20 protein-coding genes are annotated in these 21,953 nt (G+C 57.6%); 10 read left to right on the plus strand and 10 right to left on the minus strand.

Annotated elements, in window-relative coordinates; all coding sequences use genetic code 11:
- Positions 1-85 precede the first annotated feature (85 nt).
- From uca to AFK62_RS09870, 5 genes are all read right to left on the minus strand, one after another.
- Entirely contained in the window at positions 86-3,694 is a 3,609-nt protein-coding gene (uca, locus tag AFK62_RS09845; RefSeq protein WP_053531877.1) for an urea carboxylase, read from the minus strand.
- A gap of 10 nt (positions 3,695-3,704) precedes the next feature.
- Entirely contained in the window at positions 3,705-5,519 is a 1,815-nt protein-coding gene (gene atzF / locus AFK62_RS09850; protein WP_007671373.1) for an allophanate hydrolase, read from the minus strand.
- A gap of 423 nt (positions 5,520-5,942) precedes the next feature.
- Positions 5,943-7,046 carry a cobalamin-independent methionine synthase II family protein gene (locus tag AFK62_RS09860; RefSeq protein WP_032984360.1) on the minus strand — a complete coding sequence of 368 codons (1,104 nt, stop codon included), beginning with the start codon at positions 7,044-7,046 and terminating at the stop codon, positions 5,943-5,945.
- Between the two features lie 202 nt (positions 7,047-7,248).
- Positions 7,249-8,022 (minus strand): OBAP family protein, encoded by a 774-nt coding sequence (locus AFK62_RS09865; RefSeq protein ID WP_053531878.1) that lies wholly within the window; start codon positions 8,020-8,022, stop codon positions 7,249-7,251.
- 112 nt (positions 8,023-8,134) lie between these two features.
- Positions 8,135-8,305: a con-10 family general stress protein gene (locus AFK62_RS09870; RefSeq protein WP_007671377.1), complete on the minus strand. Its 171-nt coding sequence runs from the start codon at positions 8,303-8,305 to the stop codon at positions 8,135-8,137.
- A 313-nt stretch (positions 8,306-8,618) separates the two neighbouring features.
- Between AFK62_RS09870 and AFK62_RS22585 the strand changes: the two genes are divergently transcribed.
- The 4 genes from AFK62_RS22585 (at position 8,619) to mgtS (ending at position 10,969) form a co-directional block, all read left to right on the plus strand.
- Positions 8,619-8,783 carry a hypothetical protein gene (locus tag AFK62_RS22585; protein WP_007671379.1) on the plus strand — a complete coding sequence of 55 codons (165 nt, stop codon included), beginning with the start codon at positions 8,619-8,621 and terminating at the stop codon, positions 8,781-8,783.
- 79 nt (positions 8,784-8,862) lie between these two features.
- On the plus strand, positions 8,863-9,774 hold the full coding sequence (locus AFK62_RS09875; protein ID WP_053531879.1) for a bestrophin family protein: 912 nt from the start codon (positions 8,863-8,865) through the stop codon (positions 9,772-9,774).
- Between the two features lie 164 nt (positions 9,775-9,938).
- A complete protein-coding gene (locus AFK62_RS09880; RefSeq protein WP_007671384.1) occupies positions 9,939-10,751 on the plus strand; it encodes a MerR family transcriptional regulator in 813 nt (270 codons plus the stop codon).
- 122 nt (positions 10,752-10,873) lie between these two features.
- Positions 10,874-10,969 (plus strand): protein MgtS, encoded by a 96-nt coding sequence (gene mgtS / locus AFK62_RS22170; protein ID WP_032982055.1) that lies wholly within the window; start codon positions 10,874-10,876, stop codon positions 10,967-10,969.
- 133 nt (positions 10,970-11,102) lie between these two features.
- Here the strand turns inward: mgtS and dcp are convergent, their stop codons facing one another.
- Positions 11,103-13,148: a peptidyl-dipeptidase Dcp gene (gene dcp, locus AFK62_RS09885; protein WP_053531880.1), complete on the minus strand. Its 2,046-nt coding sequence runs from the start codon at positions 13,146-13,148 to the stop codon at positions 11,103-11,105.
- Positions 13,149-13,309: 161 nt separating this feature from the next.
- Between dcp and ydfG the strand changes: the two genes are divergently transcribed.
- The 4 genes from ydfG (at position 13,310) to ydfZ (ending at position 16,085) form a co-directional block, all read left to right on the plus strand.
- Positions 13,310-14,056: a bifunctional NADP-dependent 3-hydroxy acid dehydrogenase/3-hydroxypropionate dehydrogenase YdfG gene (gene ydfG / locus AFK62_RS09890; protein WP_007671389.1), complete on the plus strand. Its 747-nt coding sequence runs from the start codon at positions 13,310-13,312 to the stop codon at positions 14,054-14,056.
- Between the two features lie 90 nt (positions 14,057-14,146).
- Positions 14,147-14,833 carry a GntR family transcriptional regulator gene (locus AFK62_RS09895; RefSeq protein WP_007671393.1) on the plus strand — a complete coding sequence of 229 codons (687 nt, stop codon included), beginning with the start codon at positions 14,147-14,149 and terminating at the stop codon, positions 14,831-14,833.
- 36 nt (positions 14,834-14,869) lie between these two features.
- On the plus strand, positions 14,870-15,757 hold the full coding sequence (locus AFK62_RS09900) for a hypothetical protein (RefSeq protein WP_007671396.1): 888 nt from the start codon (positions 14,870-14,872) through the stop codon (positions 15,755-15,757).
- Positions 15,758-15,881: 124 nt separating this feature from the next.
- Positions 15,882-16,085 carry a putative selenium delivery protein YdfZ gene (gene ydfZ, locus AFK62_RS09905; protein WP_007671399.1) on the plus strand — a complete coding sequence of 68 codons (204 nt, stop codon included), beginning with the start codon at positions 15,882-15,884 and terminating at the stop codon, positions 16,083-16,085.
- Positions 16,086-16,215: 130 nt separating this feature from the next.
- Here ydfZ and AFK62_RS09910 read toward each other — a convergent pair whose 3' ends face one another.
- The 4 genes from AFK62_RS09910 to AFK62_RS09925 all read right to left on the minus strand — a co-directional run bounded on the left by AFK62_RS09910 (position 16,216) and on the right by AFK62_RS09925 (position 20,873).
- On the minus strand, positions 16,216-17,682 hold the full coding sequence (locus tag AFK62_RS09910) for a mannitol dehydrogenase family protein (protein ID WP_007671401.1): 1,467 nt from the start codon (positions 17,680-17,682) through the stop codon (positions 16,216-16,218).
- Positions 17,683-17,844: 162 nt separating this feature from the next.
- Positions 17,845-19,122, minus strand: a complete 1,278-nt coding sequence (locus AFK62_RS09915; protein WP_007671403.1) for an MFS transporter — start codon at positions 19,120-19,122, stop codon at positions 17,845-17,847.
- Positions 19,123-19,175: 53 nt separating this feature from the next.
- Complete coding sequence (gene manD, locus AFK62_RS09920; RefSeq protein WP_007671407.1) at positions 19,176-20,390, minus strand: D-mannonate dehydratase ManD; 1,215 nt, start codon at positions 20,388-20,390, stop codon at positions 19,176-19,178.
- A 156-nt stretch (positions 20,391-20,546) separates the two neighbouring features.
- Positions 20,547-20,873 (minus strand): YnfA family protein, encoded by a 327-nt coding sequence (locus AFK62_RS09925; protein WP_007671409.1) that lies wholly within the window; start codon positions 20,871-20,873, stop codon positions 20,547-20,549.
- A gap of 117 nt (positions 20,874-20,990) precedes the next feature.
- Between AFK62_RS09925 and AFK62_RS09930 the strand changes: the two genes are divergently transcribed.
- Both AFK62_RS09930 and speG read left to right on the plus strand, forming a co-directional pair.
- Positions 20,991-21,320: a DUF1283 family protein gene (locus AFK62_RS09930; protein ID WP_007671411.1), complete on the plus strand. Its 330-nt coding sequence runs from the start codon at positions 20,991-20,993 to the stop codon at positions 21,318-21,320.
- A 64-nt stretch (positions 21,321-21,384) separates the two neighbouring features.
- Positions 21,385-21,945 (plus strand): spermidine N1-acetyltransferase, encoded by a 561-nt coding sequence (speG, locus tag AFK62_RS09935; RefSeq protein WP_007671415.1) that lies wholly within the window; start codon positions 21,385-21,387, stop codon positions 21,943-21,945.
- Positions 21,946-21,953 lie beyond the last annotated feature (8 nt).

Raw genomic sequence — 21,953 nt, forward strand, 5'->3', positions numbered from 1 at the left:
GCCCTGAATATTCGCCTCGTCGCTGACCGCTGGCGGCGCCGTCAGAGTGAGTACAGCCCAGGCGCACTCTGACCAGTAAGCCCGGTCAGCCCAGCCACAGGAGGGCATCGCCGGGGGCGACGGGCCACCCTTGCTGACAGCGGATTTTCGATACCACGCCATCCACCGGCGCGTGCACCATCAGCTCCATCTTCATCGCCTCCACGACGATCAGCGGTTCGCCCTGCTTCACGCGCTGACCCGGCTCGACGAGGATCTTCCAGATATTGCCGTTAAGATCGGCACTCACCAGTTGCCCTGCGCTGTCCGCCTCGTCGTCCACCCGCTGCGCTGGCGTCTCGCTCTCCGGCTCCTGCATCTGCCAGTGCGCCACCTCAGCGCTAAAGGCTGCCTGCTGGCGCGCGCGGAACGCGGCGATATCTGCGGCGCTGGCGTCTAAAAACGCGCGGTATTCGGCGAAATCAAATTCGCTCTCTTCAATGCGGATCGCCGCACGGCCCTCCCGAAAGGCGTCACGGAAATCGTTCAGCTCCGCTTCACTCACCGGGTAAAAACGCACCTGGTCGAAGAATTTCAACAGCCACGGCTCGTCGCCAAACTGCGGGTTTTTGAGGAATTTATTCCAGATAGGCAGCGTGCGCCCCACCAGCTGATAGCCGCCGGGTGAATCCATGCCGTAGATGCACATATACATCCCGCCAATGCCGACGGTGCCCTCGGCAGTCCAGGTGCGCGCCGGGTTATATTTAGAACTCAGCAGACGATGGCGCGGGTCGACCGGCACGGCGCACGGCGCGCCGAGGTACACATCGCCAAGGCCTAAGATCAAGTAGCTCGCGTCAAAGACGATTTTTTTCACCTCGTCGCGGTGCGAAAGCCCGTTGGCCCGGCAGATAAAATCGACGTTGTTCGGCAGCCACGGCGCCTGGGCGCGAACCGTTTGCTGGTAACGCTCAACGGCACCGAGCGTGGCGCTGTCTTCGAACGCCATCGGCAACCAGACGATGCGCGAGGGGATCTTCAGCGATTCAACATCGCCAAGCTGTTTTTCAAGGCTCATCAGCAACGTCAGCAGTTGCTGCTGCCCCAGGCGCTGGCCGTCATAGCGCACCTGAAGCGAACGCACGCCGGGCGACAGCTCTTCCACACCATCGACGTCGCTTGCGCGGATCGCTTTCATCAGCAGATGCACCCGAAGCCGCAGCGCCAGATCCAGCACGTTGTCGCCATATTCGATAAGGATGTAGCTGTCCCCAGCCTGCCGCCACACCACGGCGGGCAGCCCGTTTTGCGCAGGCACCGCAGCGAGGATCGCCGCACTGGCGGTGGTAGCTGGCAGCATTGACGGCGTGTCGCCAGGACGCGCGCTGACGGCGCGCAGATGATGGCACGCCACGTCCTGCGCGAGCTCCAGCGACTGCGCATGATCAATGCTTATCGGATGGAAACGGATCCGGTCGCCGGGCTTCACCTGGCCTACTTTCCAAAGCTCCGCGCGCGCAATGGTAACCGGGCAGACAAACCCGCCGAGGCTCGGCCCGTCGCGGGTGAGGATCACCGGGAAATCGCCCGTGAAGTTAATCGCCCCGATGGCATATTCACAGTCATGAACGTTAGACGGATGCAGGCCCGCTTCGCCGCCATCGGCGCGGCTCCACTCCGGTTTCGGGCCGACCAGACGCACGCCAAGACGGTTGGAGTTGTAATGCACCTGCCACTCAGCGGCGAAAAACGTATCCATCGACGCAGGGGTGAAGAAATCGGGTGCGCCGTGCGGCCCGTAGAGCACGCCGATATCCCACAGATCGCCATAGTGCGGGATGAGCCCCGGCTCCGGCACCTGCGGCAGGGCGATGGGTGCAGGCGTGGTGCAGGCGGCAAGCGCCGGGCGGGAAAGGGCCAGCACATCGCCAGGGCGCAGCGTACGGCCCGCGTGCCCGCCGAACTGCCCGAGCGCGAAGGTCGAGCGGCTGCCCAGGTATTGCGGCACATCGATGCCATTACGCACCGCCAGATACCCCCGGCACCCGTTTCGGGCCCGGCCAAGCGTCAGGGTCTGTCCGGCGCGGGCGGTCACCGGCTTCCAGCAGGCGACCGGTTCGCCGTCAAGCGTGGCGTCGCAGTCGGCGCCGGTGAGCGCAAAAATAGCGTCGCTGTGAAAACGCAGCGTCGGCCCCTGAAGCGTGAACTCAAGCCCTGCAGCCTCCGGCGCGTTGCCGACGATACGGTTTGCCAGCCGGAACGCGTAATCGTCCATAGGCCCCGACGGCGGCACGCCGATATCCCAGTAGCCGAGACGGCCCGGATAATCCTGCACGCTGCTCCAGGTGCCCGGCTCCAGCACCTCGATGGCCTGCGCCTCATAACGCACGTCGTCCAGCAGACGCGTCCACATCGTGGCGTTTTCAAACGCCTCCAGACGTATAATCTGGCGCAGATAATCAAGATTGGTGGCGATGCCGTGCAGCCGCGTGGCGTCCAGCGCCTGACGCAGTTTCGCCAGCGCCTGCGGGCGATCGTCGCCGTGCACAATGATTTTCGCGATCATCGGGTCGTAAAACGCGCTGACCTCCGCGCCGGTGCTCACCCCGCTATCTACCCGCACGCCGTCAGGAAAATGCACGTCGGTGAGCACGCCCGGTGACGGCTGGAAGTTTTTCAGTGGATCTTCGGCATACAGCCGCACTTCTATCGCCGCGCCCTGCGGAGCCTTTGCGAGTCGCGCCTCGTCGAGCGGCTCACCCGCAGCCACTTTCAGCATACACTCGATAAGATCAAGCCCGGTGACGGCCTCTGTGACCGGGTGCTCTACCTGCAGGCGGGTATTTACCTCAAGAAACCAGAAGCGATCGCTTTGCGCGTCGTAGATAAATTCCACCGTCCCGGCGCTGCGGTAGTTCACCGATTCGCCAAGCGCCACCGCCGCAGCGTGCAGAGCGGCGCGCGTCGCCTGCGGCAGGCCCGGTGCGGGCGTCTCCTCCACTACTTTTTGGTTACGGCGTTGCAGGGAGCAATCGCGCTCGCCGAGTGCCGCCACGCAGCCCTGGCCGTCGCCGATAATTTGCACTTCGAGATGGCGGGCGCGGCTAATGAATTTTTCAATAAACACGCCGTCATCACCGAAAAACTGCTGCCCCTGGCGTTTCACGCTCGCCCAGGCCTCGGTCAGCGCTGTCTCATCCTCACAGCGCGTCAGCCCAATGCCGCCGCCCCCGGCGGTGGTTTTCAGCATTACCGGGTAACCTATTTCACCTGCCGCCTGTATGGCGTCGTCGACGGTGTGCAGCAGCCCGGTGCCTGGCGTCATAGGGACGCCCGCCTGCGCGGCCAGCGTCCGTGCGCGGTGTTTTAGTCCAAAATCACTGATTTGCTGCGCCGTTGGGCCGATAAACGTGATGCCTGCGGCCTCGCAGGCCGCCGCGAACTCGGCGCGCTCCGAGAGAAATCCATAGCCCGGGAAAATCGCCTGCGCCCCACTCTCTTTTGCTGCCGCCAGGATTTTATCGACGTTAAGGTAGCTGTCGCGCGCGGCATCGCCGCCCAGCGCCAGCGCAATGTCGGCGTCGCGCACATGTTGTGCGTTACGGTCCGGGTCGGAATAGACCGCGATGCTGACAATGCCCATTTTCTTCAGGGTACGGATGGCGCGGCAGGCGATTTCGCCACGGTTAGCGATAAGCACTTTGCTGAACATAGTGGTCTCCTCAGGCGCGCTGATGGCGGGCAAGCCAGGCTTTCCAGCCGCCCCATTCGGTGATGTCGGTGGCGCTCGCCAGCGCCTGCGGTTCGCAGATAAAGCCTTTCACATCGCGCCCATCCGCGAGCGTCAGCGTGCCGATGCCAAGCGGCGCCGGGATCTCCGCGACTACCTCGCCAAAGCGCGCAAGCGGGATGTCCCACAGCTCAACCACAATCGGCTGACCGTCACCGGCACGCGCAAGCCCGGGCTTTGGTGGCGTCGTATTTGCAAGCGCGTAGAGGCGATAGTCCCCGGATGTGGTCGTCTCTTCGATAAATACCGCGCCGCGCGTGGTGAGCTGGTGGTTAAGCGGCATGCCGCGAAGATGCGCGCCGACGACCGCAAGGCGGACATGGTGTGGTGATATCGGCTGCGGCTGCACGCCTGGCAGCGCTTTATGGGTGGCACCGAGCGGCAACCGCGTCGCCTGCTGCCAGCGCGCGCCGAAATGCGCAAGCGCAGCGTCGTGCCAGGCGGGCGCGATAAGTGTGATCCCCGCCGGCAGGCCGTCGGCGCGAAAATCGCCTGGTAACGCCAGCGCGCAAAGGTCGGCAAGGTTAGTGAAGTTGGTGTAGTAGCCAAAGTGCGAGTTGTAACGCACCGGCTCTTCTTTCATCTCGTCCAGCGTATGAATGGTGGGCGATGTGGGCACCACCAGCGCGTCGACATCTTCCAGCACTTGCGCAATCTGGCGCGCGAGCGCGGCGCGGGTGTATTCCGCCTGCCAGGCGTCGCAAGCGGTATAGTTCAGGCCGCCTGCCACGATACCGCGCACGGTCGGGTCCATAGTTTCTGCGGGCTGGCTGAGCATTTCACCCACCGCCACCGTGCGCTCTGCCACCCATGCCCCCTGATAGAGCTGCTCAGCCAGCGTGCGAAACGGCGTAAAATCCACCGGTATTAGCGTGGCGCCGAGCGCCTCCAGCCGCGCCAGACTCTGGCGGAACGCCGCCTCGCTGTGAGAGTCGTCGTAAAATTCGAGAATGTCCGGCACCGCCAGACGCGGTGTTGCGGGCAGGCGCGCAGGCGCGGTGCGCGGGTGATGTCGCGAGTAAGCATCCTGTGCGTCGTAGCCCCCTGCGATGTCTGCCACCCGTGCAGCGTCGTCGGCGGTTAAGGCGAACACCGAGACGGTGTCGTTCAGCCGACACGCGGGCACCACGCCGCGGTTAGAGAGCCAGCCTTTGGTGGGCTTAAGGCCGACGATATTATTAAACCCGGCGGGCACGCGCCCGGAGCCTGCGGTATCGGTGCCGAGCGCAAACGCCACCAGACCGCGCGCAACCGCTGAGGCTGATCCGGAACTGGAGCCGCCGCTGACATAAGCCGGGTTGAAGGTGTTCGGCACCGCGCCATACGGCGAACGGGTGCCGACCAGGCCTGTGGCGAACTGATCGAGATTGGTTTTACCAAGCACGATAGCCCCGGCGGCTTTGAGGTTCGCCACCACGGCGGCGTCTTCCTGCGGGGTATAGGCAAATGCCGGGCATGCCGCCGTCGTGGGCAGGCCCGCCACATCGATATTGTCTTTCACCGCGAACGGCACGCCGAAAAGCGGAAAATCCACCAGGGTTTTACCCTGGTCAAGCGCTGCCACCAGCGTCGCTACCTGCGCCTGAATATGCTCAGCGCTGGCGCGCGTTATCCACGCCGGATCGGTGTTTTCAGTTTCAGGAAAAGCAGCGGAATATATTTCGGCAATGCGCTTCGGGTCATCCTGATATTCCCTGCGCCACTCAGCAAGCGTCAGCGGCGTAAAAAGCGGTGAACTCTGTGACATAACTGGCATCCCATCTGGTATACAAGATGGAAGTTATTTAGCAAAGGGAATGCCAGTTTTAAAAAATCATTTAATTTCAAATAGATGGATATTTTATGAGGTATTCTCGGTGCGATTATTTGCTTTTTCAGTGCTTATTATCACGAATCCCTTTCATTATGGTGCAACGGTGCGTCATAAATGTGCAATGCGCTCAGGAGGTAATAAAAATGATGAAGGACAGCATCAGGAATAAGATTTCATGATGGTTAAGAGAGGAGATATTAATATGCGCCGCGCTGACGCTTTGCCCCTTCCCCCTGCGAAGAGAAGGAGATAACACGCCGAGCACGCGGTTAAACGATGGCTGCGCTTTGCTTACCACTAATAAAAAGGGGCGTGTCATACGCCCCTCTTAAATCATCGATGACGCCTGGTGGCTTGTTACCACACCTGGCTTGCCACGCCGGTCACGAGGCGCACTTTTTCCCATTGCTCGGCGGGCGTAATGCTGTTGCCTTCTTCGGTAGAGGCGAAACCGCACTGCGGGCTTAAGCAGATTTGGTTGATATCGACATACTTCGCCGCCTCTTCCAGACGCGCTTTAATCAGCTCCGGGTTCTCCAGCTCGCCATTTTTGGTGGTGATAAGCCCCAGCACAACCTGCTGGTTACCGGGACGAATAAAGCGCAGCGGCGCGAAATCGCCGGAGCGGTCATTATCATATTCCAGGAAAAACGCATCGACATTAACGGTGCCGAACAGCACTTCCGCGACCGGCTCGTAACCGCCTTCAGCAATCCAGCTTGAGCGGAAATTCCCGCGGCAGACATGCAGCCCGATAGTCAGATCCGCAGGCTTGCCTTCCAGCGCCTGGTTCAGCACGCGGGCGTAAATACGCGCCAGCTCGTCAGGATCGTCACCGCGCTCGCGGATTTGACGACGCTGTTCGTCGGAGCACAGATATGCCCACACCGTATCGTCAAGCTGCAGGTAACGGCAGCCGGCATCGTAAAACGCGCGGATGGCGTCACGCCAGGTCGTGGCAAGATCGTTAAAATAGTCGCTCAGGTCAGGGTACACGGTGCGGTCGATGGCCGCTGCGCCGCCGCGAAAATGCAGAACGCTCGGGCTTGGGATCGTCATCTTCGGCTCGGCGTTGCCGCTTACGCTTTTAAGGAAGCGGAAATCTTCCAGCATCGGATGTTCACCAAACGCGACTTTACCGGTCACGCGCACACTTTGCGCTTTGGTCTGGATACCGTTGAACTGGATGCCCTGATTAACTTCCACCAGCTCCACGCCTTGCAGCGCCGCGAAGAAATCCATGTGCCACCAGGCGCGGCGGAATTCACCGTCCGTCACCACATGCAGGCCACACGCGCACTGCTGTTCGACGGCATGACGAATCGCCTCGTCTTCCACACGGCGCAGGTGCGCGGCGTCGATTTCCCCTGCCGCAAACTGCTGGCGGGCTTGCTTAATAGCATCCGGGCGTAAAAAGCTGCCGACGATATCGGCACGGAACGGGGCATGTTGACGTTGCATGGTGTTCTCCTCGTAGCCTGGCGCGATGATCACGTCAGGTGATAGTTCAATTGTTGAATATTTGGCCGTCTGGATGGCTACATGTCCAAAGAATGGCATTTCGCCCTGCATCAGGCAAACGAGGAAATTTCATGGGTGTTGAAAAAAATTCATGTAAAAGAATCCCCACCGAAGTGGGGAAAGTGAAAGGCACAAATCATGATTATTGTTTTTTTGAAGCGGCGTCACTGTCCACGACGCCAGGTATGTCTTTGGTCTCACGTTTAAACTGCCCTTTGAGCGCGTCCACCCCACTTTGCGGTTTAGCGAGCGTTTCCAAATCGGCACGCGAGCGGCGGATCTCTTCGGTATTCACGCCGAGTTTTTTATCACGCTCGGTGACCAGCTCCGGCTTCGCCTCGCCGTCGCGGCTGAAAGACCAGGCAAGCATCGGCGGCCCCAGCGGCAGTGCATCACCCTTATCGCCCGGCCCGCCGGTATGCCATACATGCCAGGTTTTACCATAGCTGTTCATTTTGCTCTGCATCAGACGATGCTCAACCGGTGCCGGAATGCCCGGGGCAATCAGCTGGCCGCTAAGGATTTCGCCGTTATGCGGATGCCAGTACTGTTTTTCCTGCGGCGGCAGTTCATTAAAGAGCTTTTCGGAAATGATATATTCCACGCCATTCATGTTAGCGTCTTTAGTATTGCCATCAAATAAGACGCATTGGGCAAAGTCTTCATTCACCTGATGGCAATAATGATGGGCTTCCATCTGTTTTTCGGGGATCTCTTTCATCGGGTGAAAGCCGACCAGATATATATCAAAACCTTTTAAGGGAGCATTACTTTGCAGCACCGCGGCCCCGGTTTCGAGTAAATTGGTATGCGTCGTTTTACTGGCGCCGGGCGGCGTGTCTTTTTCTGCCTGAACAAAAAAGGCGACGGAAAGTAACGGAAGTAACGTTATTTTTAATGCGCGTTGTAATTTCATAAAGTAATCAGATTGCTGAAGGTATTTACGTCATGCGCGAAACGATCTCCGGTATGAGCATTAACCCATACCGGAGAGACGTTATGCCGGGCGCATGCGGCCTGCCGGTCTGTCAGGAAGACGAACGGCTGCTGCTTTTGCCGCCTTTACGGCCAGCTTCTGCTGCACGCTCACGGTCATTTTTGAAATTACCGCCGCTATTCTGGCCGCCTTTACGACCGGCTTCAGAAGCGCGTTCACGATCTACAGCAAAATTACCTGAACCACCACGATGTTGAGCCATAATATTCTCCTCGGATAAGCAGAGATAATTTAAACCGCGTCCCCACAGTGCGAACGCAAAACTAACTATAGGCTTGCATTCCCGTTTCGCAAGTTACATAAGCCGTCGATATGTATTTTACCGCTACGCTGCCCAAGATATATTCACCCTGTCGCTTTTATCTCCTGAATGGCAAAGGAATTTCTGTCTGCGCCCCTCCGTTTAATAAGAAAACTCCTAAAAGAAAGCGTTAATTATTTCACCGTTTCACTGAGGTCTATTCTTTATCTGCGAAGTGTCGTTCGTTGATTTAATTTCCGATGAGGAGTGATTAATGAAACAGAAATGGTACTGCTGCCCCACCATGAAGTTAAAAGACCGGTTTATGGTGTTAATCATGGGACAGGATGTTTTTCTGCTGTTCCGCAAAGGCGGATCGCTCAGGAAGTCCCGCGACTGGCTCGCCCGGGAGAAAGCAAATTTTATTCCTTTAGGGTAAACCGCTGCGTTTTCTGGTTGCAGACAAAAGCGCTATCCCGTTTAATATGTAGCGCTTTTGTTAACCCCCTGTGAGTATCATGATTGTTCGTCCCCCCCAGCATTGGTTCGCCCGACTCTTCGTCTGGCATGGCTCTGTATTAGCCAAAATTTCTACACGCCTACTCCTTAATTTCCTGCTCTCTGTGACGGTTATTTTCTTTTTACCGTGGTATGAAGCGCTCGGAATTAAACTTACGACCGCGCCGTTCAGTATTCTTGGCGTGGCGATTGCGATTTTCCTCGGCTTTCGTAATAGCACCTGCTTTGCCCGCTTTAATGAGGCGCGTCAGATCTGGGGCCAGTTGGTTATCCATTGCCGGTCGCTGCTGCGCACCGCCCGTACGCTGATGCCCGATAACACGCAGGAGCTGCATCATCTGGTAAATTTAGAAGTCGCGTTTTGCCACTGCCTGCGCCTGACGCTGCGGCGCAAAAAACTGGATAACGTGCTCGACCGTTATCTGACCCGCAGTGAAATGGCGCGCGTGATGCAAAGCAATTCGCCGTGTAACACGCTGTTGCTTATCATGGGCGAATGGCTCGCGGCGCAACGCAACGGGCTCTCTGACATCCTTTTCCAGACGCTCGACGGGCACCTTAATCAGCTTTCGGCGGTGCTTGCAGGCTGCGAACGCATCGCCAATACCCCACCGCCTTTTGCTTATTCGCTGATGCTGCACCGCACCGTGTATTGCTTTTGCATTATGCTGCCCTTTGCGCTGGTGACCGACCTGCACTTTATGACACCGTTTGTTTCCGTGTTTATTTCTTACACATTTATTGCGCTTGATACGCTGGCAGAAGAGCTCGAAGATCCTTTTGGAACGGAAGACAACGACCTGCCGCTGGATGCGCTCTGTAATAACATTGAAATTGACCTGCGCGAAATGAATAACGAGTCACACAAGCCGACAAAGCTCTTGCCGAACCGGCATTATCAGCTTACCTAATGAATAGCCGCATTCTCTATTAATAATGAATAATTCACAGTAAATGATTAGCAGGGTCTATGAATTGTGTTAGCGTAGATCCTGTTCACCTCTTCCCTTCGTTTCTCCAGTAAGGGTCTTTTCCTCTCCTGTTTTGTATTGCAGCCTGGCATTAAGGAATCGCCATGTCTCATTTCACGATCGAAATGCTCTCCGATCAGTGCGGAGTCAGCATGCCGAATTTACGCGCCTGGCAACGGTCTGGATTGCTCAAGCCGGCGCGTGACGATAATGGCAGACGTTATTTTGATTACAGCCATCTGATGCGCATTCATGCCATCCTGAAATGGCTTGATCGCGGTCTGCCGCTTAACGAAGTTGCCCGAATATTAAAGGGCGAGCAAAGCGCGCTGGTCAGCCAGTGGGAAGTGTGGCAGGAGCAATTGCTTGCGACGCTTGAGAAAACCCGCATGGAAAAAGCCCGCACGCTGCTGCGTAAAATGGGCCGTGAGCTGCCAGCCGCGTTGCTTCTGGACAATGTTGTGCTGCCGCTGCGTCTGTGGCTAAGCCACGGTAATTCCAGCGCCCAGCTGACCCGCCGCGCCCGCTTTGACACGCTGATTATTGAATACGCCACGTTTCTGATGCAGTCGCTGCGCAAGCGTCCGGCTTCCGGGCTGGTGGTAATAGCGATGAACAGCCACGATCCGCTCGATGTCTGGCTGGAAGCGATCCGCTTCACGGGTGAAGGGTTTCGCATTGACGTCATGCACAAACCCGTGCCGCTGCCGGATCTTACCCAGTTTGAAGCAGACCATTACCTTATCTACAGCGACGTGCCGCTGACGCCCGCACAGCTTGCGCTCTGGCAGCAGTGGCAGCTTGATGGAATGCCGCTCTTCAGCGCAGGTGCCGGTTTCGCCGCGCCCCCTGAGCTGCCTGACGCCGCTAACCTGCCGGACGACAGCGCCGACGACAGCGCCTTCTCAACTTACTAAGCCCCACCGAGGCTTAGTTCCCTTTCCTGCACGTTTCGTAAAACGGTTACCGAACTGTCGTCTTTTCGTCACACCTGACGGGCTTTGTTAAAGGATGGTGCGACTATAAAGCGGGAGGCGTGATGCCGGGTGCCGCCGATCTGTTTATCTGTATGCCGGGGATCGTGTTACTGGTGGGGTTTCTTGCCGCGTATTGCAGCAACAAATGGGATGACTGAGCGTGAGATAAAAAAATACCGCCAGGATGACCTGACGGTAAGGCTTGCATGGATCGTTTATTGTCCTGCGCTCAACATCGCGCTTATGAGAGGATCATCGCACGCGCGGGCTCAACGTAGCCTAAACGTGGCGTTATTCACTTAAACCACGGTTTTTCAACATCGGCTCGATGCGCGGCGCATGCCCGCGCCAGGCCACCCACAAGGCGTCGAGATCGCTGCTGTTACCGCGCGACAAAATCGCCTCACGAAAACGCTCGCCGTTTTGCGCCGTCAGCCCGCCCTGCTCTACAAACCACATATAGCCATCGTCAGCCAGCATCTGCGTCCAGAGATAGGCGTAATAGCCCGCCGCATAACCACCGCCAAAAATATGCGCAAAATAGGTGCTGCGATAGCGGGGAGGCACACAGGGCAGCGCGATATTTTCCTGCGCGAGGGCGGCGGCCTCAAAAGCGGTGACGTCATCAGGCGCAGAGGACGGCGAGAGGCTATGCCAGTGTTGATCCAGCAGGGCCGCGGCCAGCAGCTCGGTCATGTCGTAGCCTTTGTTAAAACGTACCGCGCGGAAAAGTTTTTCACGAAGCGCCTCGGACATCGGCTCGCCGGTCTGATAATGGCGCGCGTAATGGGCGAACACCTCCGGCTGGCTTGCCCAGTGCTCGTTAATTTGCGACGGGAACTCCACGAAATCACGCGGCGTATTGGTGCCGGAGAGCGTCGCATAACGCTGACGTGCAAATAATCCATGGAGCGTATGGCCGAACTCATGAAACAGCGTGATGACATCATCCCAGGAGATGAGCGCAGGCTGTCCGGCGGCGGGTTTAAGATAGTTGCAGACGTTGTAGATGACCGGCTTGTGACCGGCAAGCGTCGACTGCTCGACGAAATTGCCCATCCACGCGCCGCCGCTTTTGCTGTCACGCGCGAAGAAATCGCCGTAAAAGAGCGCAAGCCCGCTGCCGTCTTTATCGAAAATCTCCCAGACGCGCACGTCAGGATGATACACCGGGATGTCGGTGCGTTCGGTAAAGCGTAAGCCAAACAGCGCGCTGGCCGCGTAAAAAACGCCGTGGATAAGCACATTATTGAGCTCGAAATAGGGTTTGATCTGTGCCTCATCAAGCGCGTATTTCTCGCGTCGCACCTGTTCGGCATAAAACGCCCAGTCCCAGGCTTGCGCCTGAAAACCCCCTTGCTGGCTGTCGATAGCCTGCTGAATATCCGCAAGCTCGCGTTTAGCGCGGTCGGTTGCCGCAGGTACGATGTCACGCATAAAGCGCAGCGCCGCGTCCGGCGTTTTCGCCATCTGATCGGCGAGCGTCCAGGCCGCGAAATCCTCAAAGCCCAGTAACGCGGCCTGTTGCGCGCGCAGTTGTGCAAGGCGCAGCACCAGCGCGCGGGTATCGTTGGCATCGCCCTTCTCGGTGCGGTGCCAGCCTGCTTTAAAAAGCGCCTCGCGCGTGTCGCGATGAGCGAGCGACTGTAGCGCAGGCTGTTGAGTGGTGTTAAGAAGCGCGATAAGCCAGCGGCCTTCCAGCCCTTTTTCGCGCGCGGCCTCGGCAGCGGCGGCAATTTCCGCCTCACTCAGGCCCGCCAGCGCCGCCTGTGAGGTGACCAGCAGCCCGCCAGCTTTATCTGCCGCCAGCAGGCGCTGGTTGAACTGGCTGGTGAGCTGCGCCGCTTCACGGTTAAGTGCTTTAAGCTGTGCTTTCTCGTCTGCGCCAAGCGTTGCGCCGGCGAGCATAAACTGCTGCCAGACGACCTCGACCAGACGCAAAGACTCGTCATCGAGCCCCAGCGCGTGACGCGCTTCGTACACGGTATTGAGGCGTGCGAATAAAGTGTCGTTAAAGTGGATATCGTCCGCAAGCGCCGCAAGCTCGGTGGAGAATGCCTCATCAAGCGCTTGCAGATAATCGTTGGTGTGCGCTGAGGTCATAGCGAAAAAGACGCTGGTGACGCGCGCGAGCATCGCGCCGCTGCGCTCCAGCGCCAGAAAGGTGTTTTCAAACGTCGGCGCGGCGGTGTCGCTGGCGATAGCGTCGATGTCGGCGCGCTTCTGGCGCACCGCCTCATCAAAGGCGGGACGATAGTGTTGATCGGTTATCGCATCGAACGGCGGCGCGCCATAAGGCAGCGTGCTCACTGAAGAAAAAGGGGTGGTCACCGGCATGAGTTTCTCCCGCAAAAAGCGTGATGGCAAAATCACAGCTTATGCAGCCGCGCCGGAAACGGCAATGGTTTCACGCGGCAAGCTATCAGGAAGTGATATTCCACAGGGCGCGCCGGGCGTGCTAAGGTAACTGTTCTGAAAAAGCCTTGAGGAACAGCGAGATGATTATTCTGGTAACCGGCGCCACGGCGGGTTTTGGCGAGGCCATTACCCGTCGCTTTGTGAAAAACGGTCATAAAGTCATTGCGACAGGCCGCCGTCAGGCGCGTCTCGACGCGCTGAAGGATGAGCTTGGCGAGAGCGTGTTGACGCTGCAACTTGACGTGCGCAACCGCGCGGCTATTGATGAGGCGATCGCAAGCCTGCCGCTGGAGTGGCGCGACATCGACGTGCTGGTGAATAACGCAGGGCTGGCGCTGGGAATGGAGCCTGCGCATAAAGCGAGCGTTGAAGACTGGGAAAATATGATAGACACCAATAACAAAGGCCTGGTGTACATGACCCGCGCCGTTCTGCCTGGCATGGTCGAGCGTAACCGGGGACATATTATTAATATCGGCTCCACCGCAGGCAGCTGGCCTTACGCGGGCGGCAATGTCTATGGCGCGACCAAAGCTTTTGTGCGCCAGTTCAGCCTGAACCTGCGCACCGATTTACACGGTACTGCGGTACGCGTGACCGATATCGAGCCGGGCCTGGTCGGTGGGACGGAGTTTTCCAACGTGCGCTTTAAAGGTGACGATGCGAAAGCGGGTAAAACCTACGAAAACACTAACGCACTGACTCCGGAAGATGTGACTGAAGCGGTCTGGTGGGTCGCGTCGCTGCCTGCGCACGTGAACATCAACACCGTTGAGATGATGCCGGTCAGCCAGAGCTTCGCCGGGCTTAGCGTGCATCGCCAGTAGTTCCCCTATGCCCGTTCCCCGCGCCTTTGCTGGGCGGGGTGGGCAATTAATGTTAAATTGCCGCAGTTACCCGCAAATAAAGACTGAAGAATGGCCGCTGAAACCCCGCTCAACCCGACCCAGCCGGTGAGTCAACAGATTTACCGCATCCTGCGCCGCGATATCGTGCATTGCCTGATCCCCCCCGGCACGCCGCTTTCTGAAAAAGAGGTGTCGGTACGCTTTGACGTGTCGCGCCAGCCGGTGCGTGAGGCCTTTATTAAGCTTGCGGAAAACGGTCTGATTCAGATCCGCCCGCAGCGGGGCAGCTTCGTCAATAAAATCTCTCTGCGCCAGGTGCGCAACGGCTGCTTTGTCCGCCAGGCCATTGAGCGCGCCGTCGTCCAGCGTGCCGCGACGATGGTAACCGACGCTGACCTCTACCAGCTTGAGCAAAACCTTAATCAGCAGCGCACGGCTATCGATCGCAAACAACTGGGCGATTTCTTTCAGCTCGATGATGAATTTCACTACCGCCTGACGCAGGTTGCAGATTGCCAGCTTGCCTGGGACACAGTCGAGAATATCAAGGCCACCATTGATCGGGTGCGCTACATGAGCCTCGATCATGTTTCTCCGCCCGAGATGTTGCTGCGCCAGCACAACGATATTTTTCACGCGCTGGAAGCGCGCGACGCGCAGGCCGCGGATGAAACGATGCGCCTGCATCTTCAGGAGATCAGCGAATCTGTTTTGTTGATCCGCCAGGAAAACCGCGACTGGTTCAGCGAAGAGTAACCACGCGGCGTTTTACTTCGTCAAAGGATGGATGCGATGCGTGCGTTACTGCTACTGGGCTGCGCCCTTTTCTCTTCTCCACTGCTGGCGGATTGCCTGCAAACGGAGGCCAACGCCGTGGCCGCGGCTGAATTTACCTACTCCGTCAGAACGGTGACTGGCGCGCCCCACGCGCCTTTCTATTCCGCGCCATCCGCCGCGTGCAAGCTGGACGCGTTCCTGGTGCCTGGCGATACGGTGCAGGTTTATCGCCTGGCAAAACCAGCCGGTGGCGAGGCCACAGCCTCGTTCGCCTGGGTAAGTTATCGCGACGCCGCCGGACGCGTGGCAACAGGCTGGATGGATACCTCATCGCTGCGCGAACAACCCGCGTTATTGACACCGCAAGGCGCCTGCGCTGCCCGCCTTCGCGACCTGGACGGCGTGCAGGACACACCCGAGGCGGCCAACCGTTATCAGGTCACTGGCGGCCGCCGCTTTTTCTACTCCGCGCCTGACGCACAGTGTCGTGATACGCAGCTGTTTCTGGTCGCAGGCGATACGGTAAGCGTGACGCGCGCGCTGCCGGATGCCGGATTCAGCGAGGCGACCTGGTATGGGAAAGACGGGAAAATCGTCAGGGGCTGGCTTGAAACCCCGGCGCTGCGCGCCACCGGCGATGGCGAGCGCTGGCGTGACGATATCAGCCCAAGCCCGCTTGCCCGCGTGACGCGTACCGTTTCGCTGGCGCTTAATCCCAACGGTCAGTGCATTTTCTATGAGAATGCCCAGGACGGCGGCCTTTTTCGCCTGCTGGTGCGCGAGGATCATACGCGCGACGGATGTCGCGGTGGTGCGGATCCAGAAGTGGCACCGGTGGTGGCCACGATAGATATCGATATTGCCAGCGGAAATATTGTGCGCAGAGCACCAGCGGGCGAGTAATTTCGGCACGTGACATTCATCACACAAATGCCTCGTTTTTGATCGAGATTAACGTTTTTCCGGTTGCGGTTTTTAAAATGGGGCTCGTCTGGATCATTACCACCTGTTCAGAGGAGAAATCACCATGATGACCTACGATCGCAACCGTAACGCTATTACTACCGGCAGCCGCGTGATGATTAGTACATCCGGCCAGACTGGCGTCATTAAAGCTATCCATGGCGAAGGGATGACGCCGGAGCAGATCCGTCGCGGGCGCACTGTTGAAGTGGAAGGTTGCGAAGGTAAATTCGAGCCGATCGCGCTGATTCGTCTGGGGTTACATTAATTTCGTGCGGCGGGTAGCGTCAGGTTTACCCGCCCGGCGTAAAACAAAAAATGCCGCTGTAGCGGCATTTTTTTCAGGCAGACGTTTCATTCAACGGGCGCATGGCGCCAGGCTTATCCGTCCTGCGCCATCAGGCAAACTGTTTTACGTAATGCGCCACCGTGGCTTTCGCGCCCGCTTCCTGCAACATCGTATACGCCTGCGTGACCTGCGCAACAAACGCAGGCTGACGCGCGAGATCCTCGCCGAAAATCGCACTGATGCCGAGCAGCGCCTGCACGCGGGCTTCACCCTCTTCGCTTGCGCGCACCACGTGCTGAATTACATCCTGCAGCGGGTCGCACACCTCAATGGGGTTGCCCTCTTCATCCACCCCGCCGACATAACGCATCCAGCCTGCCACGCCGAGCGTTAAGAGCGCGCTCGCGCCGCCGTGTGCCTGATGCCAGCGCAGCGAATCCAGCCAGCGCTGCGGCAATTTCTGGCTCCCGTCCATCGCTATCTGCCAGGTGCGGTGGCGCAGCGCCGGATTGCTGTAGCGCTCAATTAACAGATCCGCGTAGCCTGCGAGATCAACATCCTGCACGCTGAGCGTCGGCGCCTGTTCTTTCAGCATCAGCGCATGGGCCGCGCGACGGTAATTCGCATCATTCATGCAGTCGTTAATGTGCTGATACCCGGCCAGATAGCCCAGATACGCGAGAAACGAATGGCTGCCGTTGAGCATACGCAGTTTCATCTCTTCAAACGGCACCACATCGCGCACCAGCTGCGCGCCTGCGTTTTCCCACGCCGGGCGACCCGCCACGAAATTATCTTCAATCACCCACTGGCGGAACGGCTCACAGGCAACACCTGCCGGGTCACGCACGCCGGTAAGCTGCTCGATTTTATCAAGCGTCTCCGGGGTGACCGCGGGCACAATGCGATCCACCATCGTGGACGGGAATGTCACGTTTGCCTCAATCCAGGCCGCCAGGCTCGCGTCCACCGCGCGGGCATACGCCGTCACCACCTTGCGTGCCACCTGGCCGTTCTCCGGCATATTGTCACAGGACATGACGCTGAACCCTTTAAGCCCGGCGGCCTTGCGGCGCGCCAGCGCCTCGACAATCACCCCGGGCGCCGACGACGGCTGTTGCGGATGCGCCAGATCGGCGGCGATAAGCGGGTTTTCCAGCATCAGTTCGCCGGTCGCGGGCGAATGGCAGTAGCCTTTTTCCGTGATGGTGAGCGACACAATCGCTACCTCCGGCTGACACAGCGCGGTGAGCACCGCCTCCAGCCCATCCACCTGCGCATGCAGCGCGTTCTTTACCACACCCACCACACGGGCGCGCCAGGCATCTGCCGACATCTCCGCTACGGTATAGAGATTATCCTGACGACGGATATCGGCTATCTGCTGCTCACCGCCAATCAGGTTAACTTCGCAATAGCCCCAGTCGCTGCCATGCTCAGCGGCCAGAATATCGGTATAAACGCCCTGATGCGCGCGATGAAACGCGCCAAAACCAAGGTGAACGATACGCGCGACCAGCGCGTCACGATCGTAGAGAGGAAGCACAGCGTGAGCATTCAAAAGCGTGGATTTCATAACAAAGACCCGATTGATAAATAAAGTAATTTGTATGAAGACTACGCGCCGTAGCGGCGCGCTTTATGATTTGCGACAGTTTTTACGCACTACATTAACTAGAATGGTAGTAAAGTGTGACTTTCATCACGCTTTACGGGTAATCAGGATCGGTATTGGGAATTAGACAGCGACAGGTTTTGCGGCAAGACGGGTCACGGCGCGCTCTTTGACGAAGGTCCAGAGGATGATCGCACCGACAATATCCATCATGCTGAGGATAATAAAGAACGGATTGTAACCGACGGTTTTTACCAGTCCGCCCATGATTAGGGTGCAGATGAAAATGCCTGTCCACCCGGCGGTACCGGCAAACCCGCTGACGGTCGAGGTTTCGTTGCGTCTGAAAAGATCGGTTGCCATCGTAATGACCTGGGTGGAGAGCATCTGGTGCGCGAAAGCGCAGACAGAAACCAGCCCGACCGCCAGATACGCGCTTTCGACAAATCCGACAAACGCCAGCGGCAGCATCAGCAGCGCGCCAATGCTAAAGCCAATACGGCGGGCGTTGATGGTGGAAATATTCCAGCGCTTCATCATCACGTTATTTAAAAAGCCGCCCGCCATGCCACCGAAATCGGCAGCCAGAAACGGCAGCCAGGCGAACAGCGCAATCTCTTTGAGCGGCATATGACGCACCGTCATCAGATAAACCGGCAACCAGAAGTTAATGGTTCCCCACGCCGGGTCGGCAAGAAAGCGCGGCAGCGCAATACCCCAGAAGTTTCGCTGGCGCAGGATCTGCAATATGGAGGGTTTCGTGCCGTCCGCCTCCAGATGCTTCTCCTGCCCCTCTTCAATATATCTGGCTTCCTGCGCGCTTAACCGGCGGTGGCGTGACGGCGCTTCATAGCCGAACCACCAGATAACGGCGAATACAAGACCGAGCGCGCCGGTGATGACAAACGCCATCTCCCAGTTGTACGCCATGATGGCCCAGACGACTAACGGCGGCGCCAGCATCGCGCCAATAGACGTGCCGATATTCGCCACCCCGCCTGCAATCCCACGCTCCTTCGCCGGGAACCATTCAGAATTACACTTTACGCCCGCCGGAATAGCAGACGCTTCACTAAGGCCCATCAGGCCACGCAAAAACGCCAGTCCGCCCCACGAATGACAGGTGGCGTGCGCCATATTTGTGAGTGACCAGGCAATGATCATAATAAAAAAGCCGAGCTTTAAGCCCACCACATCAATAAAGAAGCCGCACAGCGGCTGCGCTATCGTATAGGCAAACTGAAAGGCGCTTAATATCCACGAATATTGCTGCTCGTTGATATGAAGCTCGGTAAATAAGGTTGGCGCGGAAACGCTCAGCGAACTGCGCGCCAGCGCATTAATAATCGTGCCTAATGACACCAGGCCTATCATATACCAGCGTAATTTTCTGATTTTCATGGGTAGGGTTCCGGAGGTTATCGTTATTATTTCATTTCAGGCTATCTGTGGTGTTACCAGTTCCACAGCGTGCCGTCTTCAAGGCGGGCGACCGGCAAATAAGCCGGATCGTAGGGGTATTTCGCCGCCAGTTTTTCGTCAAATTCGATGCCAAGCCCTGGTTTGTCGCCCGGGTGCATATAGCCATGGTCGAACGTCCAGCTGTGCGGGAACACCTCCAGCATCTGTTCGGAATACCCCATGAACTCCTGCACGCCGAAATTTGGTACCCAGAGATCAAAATGCAGCGCGGCAGCGTGACAAATGGGGGAGAGATCCGACGGGCCGTGCGAGCCGGTACGTACCTGATAAAGCGCCGCAAAATCGGCAATGCGGCGCATGCCGGTAATGCCGCCCGCGTGGGTGACGGTCGTGCGGATGTAATCAATCAGTTGCTCTTCGATAAGCTGTTTGCAGTCCCAGATACTGTTAAAGACTTCCCCTACCGCAATCGGTGTGACGGTGTGCTGACGAATGAGACGGAAACAGGCCTGGTTTTCGGCGGGGGTGGGATCTTCCATCCAGAACAGGCGGTGATCCTCAATACTTTTACCAAACCGCGCGGCCTCGATGGGCGTCAGGCGGTGATGCATGTCGTGCAGCAAATGCTCATGGAAGCCAAATTTATCGCGCACGGCCTCGAAGAGTTTCGGGGTGAAATCGAGATATTTTTCCGTTGACCAGAACTGCTCTTCCGGCCACTGGCCTTTTGTGGCCGGTTCATACGCCAGCCCTTTGCCTTTTGCCATGCCGTAGGTGGTTTTCATACCCGGCACGCCGCACTGTACGCGAATGGCTTTAAAACCCAGCTCTTTATGGCGCGCGTAATCGTCCAGCACCTCATCAATGGAATGCCCGGTGGTGTGGCAATAGACCATCACACCGTCGCGCGACGCGCCGCCGAGCAGCTGATAGAGCGGCATCCCGGCAGCTTTGGCTTTGATATCCCAAAGCGCGGTGTCGATAGCGGCAATCGCCGACATCGTGACCGGGCCGCGCCGCCAGTACGCGCCTTTGTAGAAAAACTGCCAGATATCCTCGATACGCTGCGCGTCACGCCCGATAAGCTGCGGGCAGAGATGATCGCGCAGATAACTGGCGACCGACAGCTCGCGTCCGTTAAGCGTGGCGTCGCCAAGCCCGATCAGGCCGTCCTCAGTCGTGATTTTAAGCGTGACAAAATTGCGCCCCGGGCACGTCACAAATACTTCCGCCTTACTGATTTTCATAGTGCTCCCTTTTCAACACGAAACTGCGCGTAACTGTACGCATTACGATCAACTGATATAACTACCATACAAGTTGAATGCGCAGAAAAATGCGTGGAGCTTCACAAAGCGTGAAGGCATTTTCATGTCGGATAAAGGGATGACAACAGGAAAGCGTCAGGCGCGGCCCCAGCCTGCGACAATAATCAGCATGCCACACAAGGCGACTGCTGCCCCGGCCCAGTCATAAAGGCTCAGCCGCACGCCGTCCACGATTCGAAGCCACAGCAAGGCAGTCATGACATAGACGCCACCGTAGGCGGCATATACCCGCCCGCTTGCCGCCGGGTGCAGCGTCAAGAGCCAGACAAACAGCATAAGCGACAGCGCGGCCGGCAACAGCCAGAGTATGCTTGCGCCCTTACGCAGCCACAGCCACGGCAGGAAACAGCCGATGATTTCTGCAAGCGCGGTGGCGAAAAACAGCAAAGTGGTTTTAATCATATTGAGGCTCGTTGTGGATAATATCGGCAACTGTCGCCGCTGTGCGTGATTCGCGCACGATGATATAGTAAAGCGTGTCGGCTTCACGACAAGAACAGCTTCATAAAGGATATCGCCATGAAAAACTTCCTTCGCCACTCACTGCTGCTGGCGCTGCTGACCGGTGCGTTGACCAGTGTGGCTCACGCGCAAACCGATAAACTGATTATTGAGTCCGGCGATAACGCTCGGACCCGCCAGGACGCTGCGATGGATAAAGAGCAATGGAATGACACCCGTTCTTTACGCCAAAAAGTGAACAAACGCGCTGAAAAAGAGTGGGATAAAGCAGATGTCGCTTTTGACGCTCAGGATAACTGCGAAAAAAGCGCGAACCTCAACGCTTACTGGGAACCCAATACGCTGCGTTGTCTTGACCGCCGCACCGGCCGCGTCATTAATCCGTAACCCCGCCTGCCTGACGGCTCCCGCCTCGCGGGGGCCGTTTTTTTCGCGCATAAAAGGATGAACAATGACAGAGTACGTTGAAGTCAAACTGCGCCCGCTGGAACGTGAAGATTTGCGTTTCGTCCACCAGCTCGATAACAACGCAAGCGTCATGCGCTATTGGTTTGAAGAGCCTTATGAGGCGTTCGTCGAACTTTCCGATCTCTACGACAAACATATTCACGATCAGAGCGAGCGCCGCTTTGTGGTGGAGTGTGACGGCGATAAAGCGGGCCTGGTGGAACTGGTTGAAATTAACCATGTACACCGCCGCGCCGAATTTCAGATTATTATTTCGCCAGAGCATCAGGGCAAAGGGCTTGCCAGCCGCGCGGCCAAACTCGCGATGGATTACGGCTTTACGGTATTAAACCTCTATAAGCTCTATCTCATCGTCGATAAAGAGAACGCTAAAGCGATTCATATTTATCGCAAGCTTGGGTTTATGGTGGAAGGCGAACTGGTCCATGAATTTTTTATTAATGGCGAGTACCGCAACACCATCCGCATGTGCATCTTCCAGCATCAGTACCTGACGCACCTCAAACCGGCCGGAAACAGCCTGCTCAAACCCACCGCACAATAAAAAAAGCG

Source organism: Cronobacter condimenti 1330, from assembly GCF_001277255.1.
GTDB lineage: Bacteria > Pseudomonadota > Gammaproteobacteria > Enterobacterales > Enterobacteriaceae > Cronobacter > Cronobacter condimenti.

Excerpts from the sequence above, each read along its gene's own strand:
- AFK62_RS09915 (WP_007671403.1), bottom strand. The coding sequence starts at position 19,122 with ATGAAAATCAGAAAATTACGCTGGTATATGATAGGCCTGGTGTCATTA.
- manD (WP_007671407.1), bottom strand. The coding sequence starts at position 20,390 with ATGAAAATCAGTAAGGCGGAAGTATTTGTGACGTGCCCGGGGCGCAAT.
- ydfZ (WP_007671399.1), top strand. The coding sequence starts at position 15,882 with ATGATGACCTACGATCGCAACCGTAACGCTATTACTACCGGCAGCCGC.
- AFK62_RS09860 (WP_032984360.1), bottom strand. The coding sequence starts at position 7,046 with ATGCAACGTCAACATGCCCCGTTCCGTGCCGATATCGTCGGCAGCTTT.
- mgtS (WP_032982055.1), top strand. The coding sequence starts at position 10,874 with ATGCCGGGTGCCGCCGATCTGTTTATCTGTATGCCGGGGATCGTGTTA.
- AFK62_RS09880 (WP_007671384.1), top strand. The coding sequence starts at position 9,939 with ATGTCTCATTTCACGATCGAAATGCTCTCCGATCAGTGCGGAGTCAGC.
- AFK62_RS09870 (WP_007671377.1), bottom strand. The coding sequence starts at position 8,305 with ATGGCTCAACATCGTGGTGGTTCAGGTAATTTTGCTGTAGATCGTGAA.
- speG (WP_007671415.1), top strand. The coding sequence starts at position 21,385 with ATGACAGAGTACGTTGAAGTCAAACTGCGCCCGCTGGAACGTGAAGAT.
- atzF (WP_007671373.1), bottom strand. The coding sequence starts at position 5,519 with ATGTCACAGAGTTCACCGCTTTTTACGCCGCTGACGCTTGCTGAGTGG.
- AFK62_RS22585 (WP_007671379.1), top strand. The coding sequence starts at position 8,619 with ATGAAACAGAAATGGTACTGCTGCCCCACCATGAAGTTAAAAGACCGG.
- dcp (WP_053531880.1), bottom strand. The coding sequence starts at position 13,148 with ATGCCGGTGACCACCCCTTTTTCTTCAGTGAGCACGCTGCCTTATGGC.
- AFK62_RS09925 (WP_007671409.1), bottom strand. The coding sequence starts at position 20,873 with ATGATTAAAACCACTTTGCTGTTTTTCGCCACCGCGCTTGCAGAAATC.
- AFK62_RS09910 (WP_007671401.1), bottom strand. The coding sequence starts at position 17,682 with ATGAAATCCACGCTTTTGAATGCTCACGCTGTGCTTCCTCTCTACGAT.
- AFK62_RS09865 (WP_053531878.1), bottom strand. The coding sequence starts at position 8,022 with ATGAAATTACAACGCGCATTAAAAATAACGTTACTTCCGTTACTTTCC.
- ydfG (WP_007671389.1), top strand. The coding sequence starts at position 13,310 with ATGATTATTCTGGTAACCGGCGCCACGGCGGGTTTTGGCGAGGCCATT.
- uca (WP_053531877.1), bottom strand. The coding sequence starts at position 3,694 with ATGTTCAGCAAAGTGCTTATCGCTAACCGTGGCGAAATCGCCTGCCGC.
- AFK62_RS09900 (WP_007671396.1), top strand. The coding sequence starts at position 14,870 with ATGCGTGCGTTACTGCTACTGGGCTGCGCCCTTTTCTCTTCTCCACTG.
- AFK62_RS09895 (WP_007671393.1), top strand. The coding sequence starts at position 14,147 with ATGGCCGCTGAAACCCCGCTCAACCCGACCCAGCCGGTGAGTCAACAG.
- AFK62_RS09875 (WP_053531879.1), top strand. The coding sequence starts at position 8,863 with ATGATTGTTCGTCCCCCCCAGCATTGGTTCGCCCGACTCTTCGTCTGG.
- AFK62_RS09930 (WP_007671411.1), top strand. The coding sequence starts at position 20,991 with ATGAAAAACTTCCTTCGCCACTCACTGCTGCTGGCGCTGCTGACCGGT.